Below are 4,439 nucleotides of genomic sequence, written 5' to 3' on the forward strand. Positions count from 1 at the left end.
CAGCGCCTCGCCGTCCGCCGGCCCGGCCAGGCCGAGCAGGGGTGCGGGCCTCGGCGGCCCGAGGCGACCTCGGAAAGAAGGGGCGTGCGCGCATGCGCGCACTAAGGCCCCGACATGGTCAAGGCCGGGTTAACCGTGACGCCTCTCCCCGTCGGTCGATGAAAGGACTATGTGCGGGCCATGACCGCGCCCGTGATCCCGCCCAGCCCCTCTCGCGAAGACTACGCCGAGCAGTATGCCGCCGCGCTCGCCGCCAACGCCGACGAGGCTGCGTTCGAACGGCCCGAGCCGATCGGCCTGTTCGTCGACTGGCTGGCCGACGCGAAGGGGACCGAGCCGAACGACGCCAACGCCATGTCGCTGGCGACCGTCGACGCCGACGGCGTTCCTGACGTGCGGATGGTGCTGCTGAAGGACGTCGACGACCGCGGCTTCACCTTCTACTCCAACCGCGAAAGCGCCAAGGGCCAGGCGCTGGCGATCCACCCGGCCGCGGCCCTGCTGTTCCACTGGAAGAGCCTCCGCCGGCAGGTGAGGGTGCGCGGCCGGGTCGAGCCGGTGACGGCCGCTGAAGCGGACGCCTATTTCGCCAGCCGCGCCCGCGAGAGCCGGATCGGGGCCTGGGCCTCGGATCAGTCACGACCGCTGGAGAGTCGCCAGGCGCTGGAGCGGGCGGTGGCGCGCGAGACCGCTCGTTTCGAAGGCGCCGAGGTGCCGCGGCCCGACCGCTGGATCGGCTGGCGGGTGATCCCGGACAGCGTCGAGTTCTGGCGCGACCGCCCGTTCCGCCTGCACGACCGGATGCGGTTCGAGCGGGACGGCGCGGGCTGGCGGCGGGTGCGCCTGCAGCCTTGACCCGTCAGGCCCCGTGGCGGCCCAGGAAGGTCTCCACGGCGTGCATGGCGACATCGGCGGACGTGCGGCTGCTCCGGATCTCGTCGCCAGTGACCAGGGGCACGAAGAAGACGGGATGCTCGATCATTCCCATCAGCTGGCCCGCCGCCCAGGAGGGCTTGAGGACATTCTTCAGCGCGCCGTTCTCGACCTGTTCGACGATGATGCCGATCAGGGTGGCGCCGAACTCCGCGCGGCCCTTCTCGAAGAAATGCAGGGCGGTGGCCTGGAAGCGCGGCCGTTCAGCCATCACCAGGCGGAAGATCGAGCGGATGAAGGGATCGCTCATGAACCCGGCGTAGGCGACGGCGAAGCTGGTCAGACGCTCGCGCGCGTCGCCCTCGACGGCGCGGACGCCGGCCATTTCGCGCGAGAAGTCCCGGGCGGCGTCCTCGATCACGGCGGAGAACAGCTCTCCCTTGCCGGCGAACAGGGCGTAGAGGGTGGCGGTGGAGACCCCGGCCTCGCGGGCGATCGGCTCGATCTTGGCCCCGGCGTAGCCCTCGGTCACGAAGGCGGACCGCGCGCACCTCAGGATCGCCCGCCGCTTCGGGTCCTGAAGGGAAAGGTCGCCTATGGGACCGTGCATCGCTGTAATTCGCCGCTCGTTGAATCCCAGCCTGCCGCGTCCGCGGGGTTCGGGCAAGAGCGTTGAAATCTCAGTGCCTGGCGAGGGCCGCCAGCAGGGGATGGGCCAGCACCGGCGCCGCCAGCCGCACCACGGCCTGGGGATCCTCCAGCCGGACGGCGGCCGTGGCGTCGGCGACGATGAAGTCGGCGTTGACCCGCGAGGGCTCGGTCAGCCGCTCGTGGCCGGGGCGGACGGTGGCCAGGTACTGGGCGATGACCGAGTCCGCCGTCCGTCCCCGCTCGGCCTGGTCCCGCAACAGGCGGCGGATGAAGCGGATGTCGGCGGGGGTGTCGACGAACACCCGGATGTCGAACAGCTCGACCAGGTCGGGCGTGCAGAGCACATGGGTGCCTTCCACGATCACCACGTCGGCGGCGCGGATGGGCTCGCCGCCCGGTTCCCGGCCGTGGTGGATGAAGGAGTAGATCGGGGCCGCGATGTCCCGCCCGGCCTTCAACTCCGCGAGATCGCGGATCATCAGCGCGTGATCGCGCGCGGCGACGTCGTCGAAGTCGAAGGTCGCCGGATCGAAGTCCGGCAGACCGGCGGCGTCCCGATAGTAGGAGTCCTCGCGCAGCAGCACCGCCGCGCCCGAGGGCAGGGCGTCGACCAGGGCTTCCGCCAGGGTGCTCTTGCCGGAGCCGGAGCCCCCGGTGATGGCGATCAGAACGGGCATCGGCCGCTTCTAGGGCCGCCGGGCCGCCCCGGCTAGTCGCCGGGTGCCCGCGGGGTCGCAGCCGCGGACGCGGGACAGGTTGCCGCAGGCCTGATTCCGGGCGCGTTCCTTGACCCTGCGTTACGTTGCTTATCGCCGATCACACCGATAGCGTGACCGTCAAGCGCCTCGTCAGAGCAGGCGCAAGCGTGAGGGACCGCGATGCTTGGGTTGATGCAGGACTGGCCGCTGACGGTCGACAAGATCATAGACCACGCCAAGAACTGGCATGGTCACCGCGAGGTGGTGACCCGGTCGGTCGAAGGGCCGATCGTCCGCACGACCTACGCCGAGATCCACGCCCGGGCCAAGCGGGTGTCCGGGGTCCTGAAGGACTGGGACGTCAAGGTCGGCGACCGCGTCGCCACCCTGGCCTGGAACACCGGCCGCCACATGGAGGTCTGGTACGGCATCATGGGCATCGGCGCGGTGTGCCACACCCTGAACCCGCGCCTGTTCCCCGAGCAGCTCGCCTACATAATCAACCACGCCGAAGATAAGATCATCTTCGTCGATCTGACCTTCATCCCCCTGCTTGAGGCGGTCCTGCCGCACTGCCCGTCGGTCGAGCGCGTGGTGGTGCTGACCGACGAGCTGACCATGCCGGCGACCAAGCTGCCGGGCGCGGAATGCTACGAGGCCCTGCTGGCCGGCGCCTCGGGCGACGTGGCCTGGGGCGACTTCGGCGAACAGACCGCCTGCGGCCTCTGCTACACCTCCGGCACGACCGGAAACCCGAAAGGGGTGCTGTATTCGCACCGGTCGAACTTCATCCACACGCTGCTGGGCATGCAGGCCACCGTGCTGGGGCCGTCGCCGAAGGAGGTGATCCTGCCGGTGGTGCCGATGTTCCACGCCAACGCCTGGGGCATCGCCTTCGCCGGCCCCGCCGGCGGGACCAAGCTGGTCATGCCGGGCGCCCGCATGGACGGCGCCGCCATCTACGAGCTGATCGAGAGCGAGGGCGTCACCTTCTCGGCCGCCGTGCCCACGGTCTGGCAGGGACTGCTCGCCTTCCTGCGCGAGAACAATCTGAAGATCCCCACGGTTCGAAAGGTGCTGATCGGCGGCGCGCGTCCCGGAAGCCTGATCCGGGCCTTCCACGACGAGTTCGACATCGAGGTCGTCCAGGGCTGGGGCATGACCGAGACCTCGCCCATCGGCACCCTGTCCAACCTGACCCCCGAGCTCGCGGCCCTGCCGTACGACGAGGGCATGAAGTGGCGGGTCAAACAGGGCATCCCGCCGCTCGGCGTCGAACTCAAGCTCAAGAACTACGCCGGCCAGGAGATGCCGCGCGACGGGCACACCTACGGCCGCCTGATGATCAAGGGGCCGACCATCGCCGGCGGATACTTCAAGGGCGAGGGCGGCGAGATCCTGGACAACGAGGGCTATTTCGACACCGGCGACGTCTCGACCATCGACGAGCACGGCTTCATGCAGATCACCGACCGCGCCAAGGACGTGATCAAGTCCGGCGGCGAGTGGATCAGCTCCATCGAGATCGAGAACATCTCGGTCGGCCACCCCAAGGTCGAACTGGCCGCCGTGATCGGGGCGGCGCATCCGAAATGGGACGAGCGGCCCGTGCTGGTGGTCAAGCTCAAGCCGGGCGAGGCCCAGGACAAGCAAGAGCACCTGGACTTCCTGCAGGGCAAGATCGCCAAATGGTGGATGCCGGACGACGTGGTCTTCGTGGACGACATTCCGCTCGGCGCGACCGGCAAGATCGACAAGAAGGTCGTCCGCGAGCGCTTGAAGGACTATCGCCTGCCGACGGCCGGGGCCTGAGGCCGTGGCCCGGACCGCGGCGAAAGGGGCGGGGGCGGTCAGGGCGCTGACCGCGCTGGCGATCGCCGCGCCGCTTCTGGTCCTCGTGGCCGCGATCTCGGTCCGCGCCGGCTGCTGCCGGTCGAGACCGGCTATGACCTGCTGACGCTGAAGGTCGCGTGGTGGCTGTCCTTCGTCGGCGCCGCCGCGGGCGTCCTGGCCCTGGTCGTGGCGCTGCAGGACCTGCGGCGGACCGGCGTGATCGCCCTGATCGCGCTGGTCGCCGGCTGGGAACCCTGGGCGCCTTCGTCTGGCAGAAGGATAGGCTGGCCTCGGGGCCCGGCGAGAACGTCTCCACCGACCTGGCCGAGGTGCCCGGGTTCGGCGCCGTGCGGTCCGACGCCGGCGGCGGCCCGGCCGTCGGCG

General features: G+C 70.0%; 5 protein-coding genes. 3 read left to right on the forward strand and 2 right to left on the reverse strand.

Annotated features, from left to right (window positions below; all coding sequences use genetic code 11):
• Nucleotides 1-180 precede the first annotated feature (180 nt).
• Nucleotides 181-855 (forward strand): pyridoxamine 5'-phosphate oxidase, encoded by a 675-nt coding sequence (gene pdxH / locus AC2W7C_RS13755; protein ID WP_486001945.1) that lies wholly within the window; start codon nucleotides 181-183, stop codon nucleotides 853-855.
• Between the two features lie 4 nt (nucleotides 856-859).
• On the opposite strand, the gene AC2W7C_RS13760 is transcribed toward pdxH, so the two are convergent.
• Nucleotides 860-1,483, reverse strand: a complete 624-nt coding sequence (locus AC2W7C_RS13760) for a TetR/AcrR family transcriptional regulator (protein WP_486001946.1) — start codon at nucleotides 1,481-1,483, stop codon at nucleotides 860-862.
• A gap of 70 nt (nucleotides 1,484-1,553) precedes the next feature.
• Complete coding sequence (gene udk / locus AC2W7C_RS13765) at nucleotides 1,554-2,201, reverse strand: uridine kinase (protein WP_486001947.1); 648 nt, start codon at nucleotides 2,199-2,201, stop codon at nucleotides 1,554-1,556.
• Between the two features lie 201 nt (nucleotides 2,202-2,402).
• Here udk and AC2W7C_RS13770 point away from each other — a divergent pair, with 201 nt between their 5' ends.
• Complete coding sequence (locus tag AC2W7C_RS13770; protein ID WP_486001948.1) at nucleotides 2,403-4,034, forward strand: long-chain-fatty-acid--CoA ligase; 1,632 nt, start codon at nucleotides 2,403-2,405, stop codon at nucleotides 4,032-4,034.
• Nucleotides 4,035-4,192: 158 nt separating this feature from the next.
• Nucleotides 4,193-4,439, forward strand: a 247-nt coding sequence (locus AC2W7C_RS13775; RefSeq protein WP_486001949.1) for a hypothetical protein, incomplete at its 3' end; no start/stop codon positions are given.

The organism is Brevundimonas sp. CURTG3B2_SDJG, assembly GCF_057364705.1.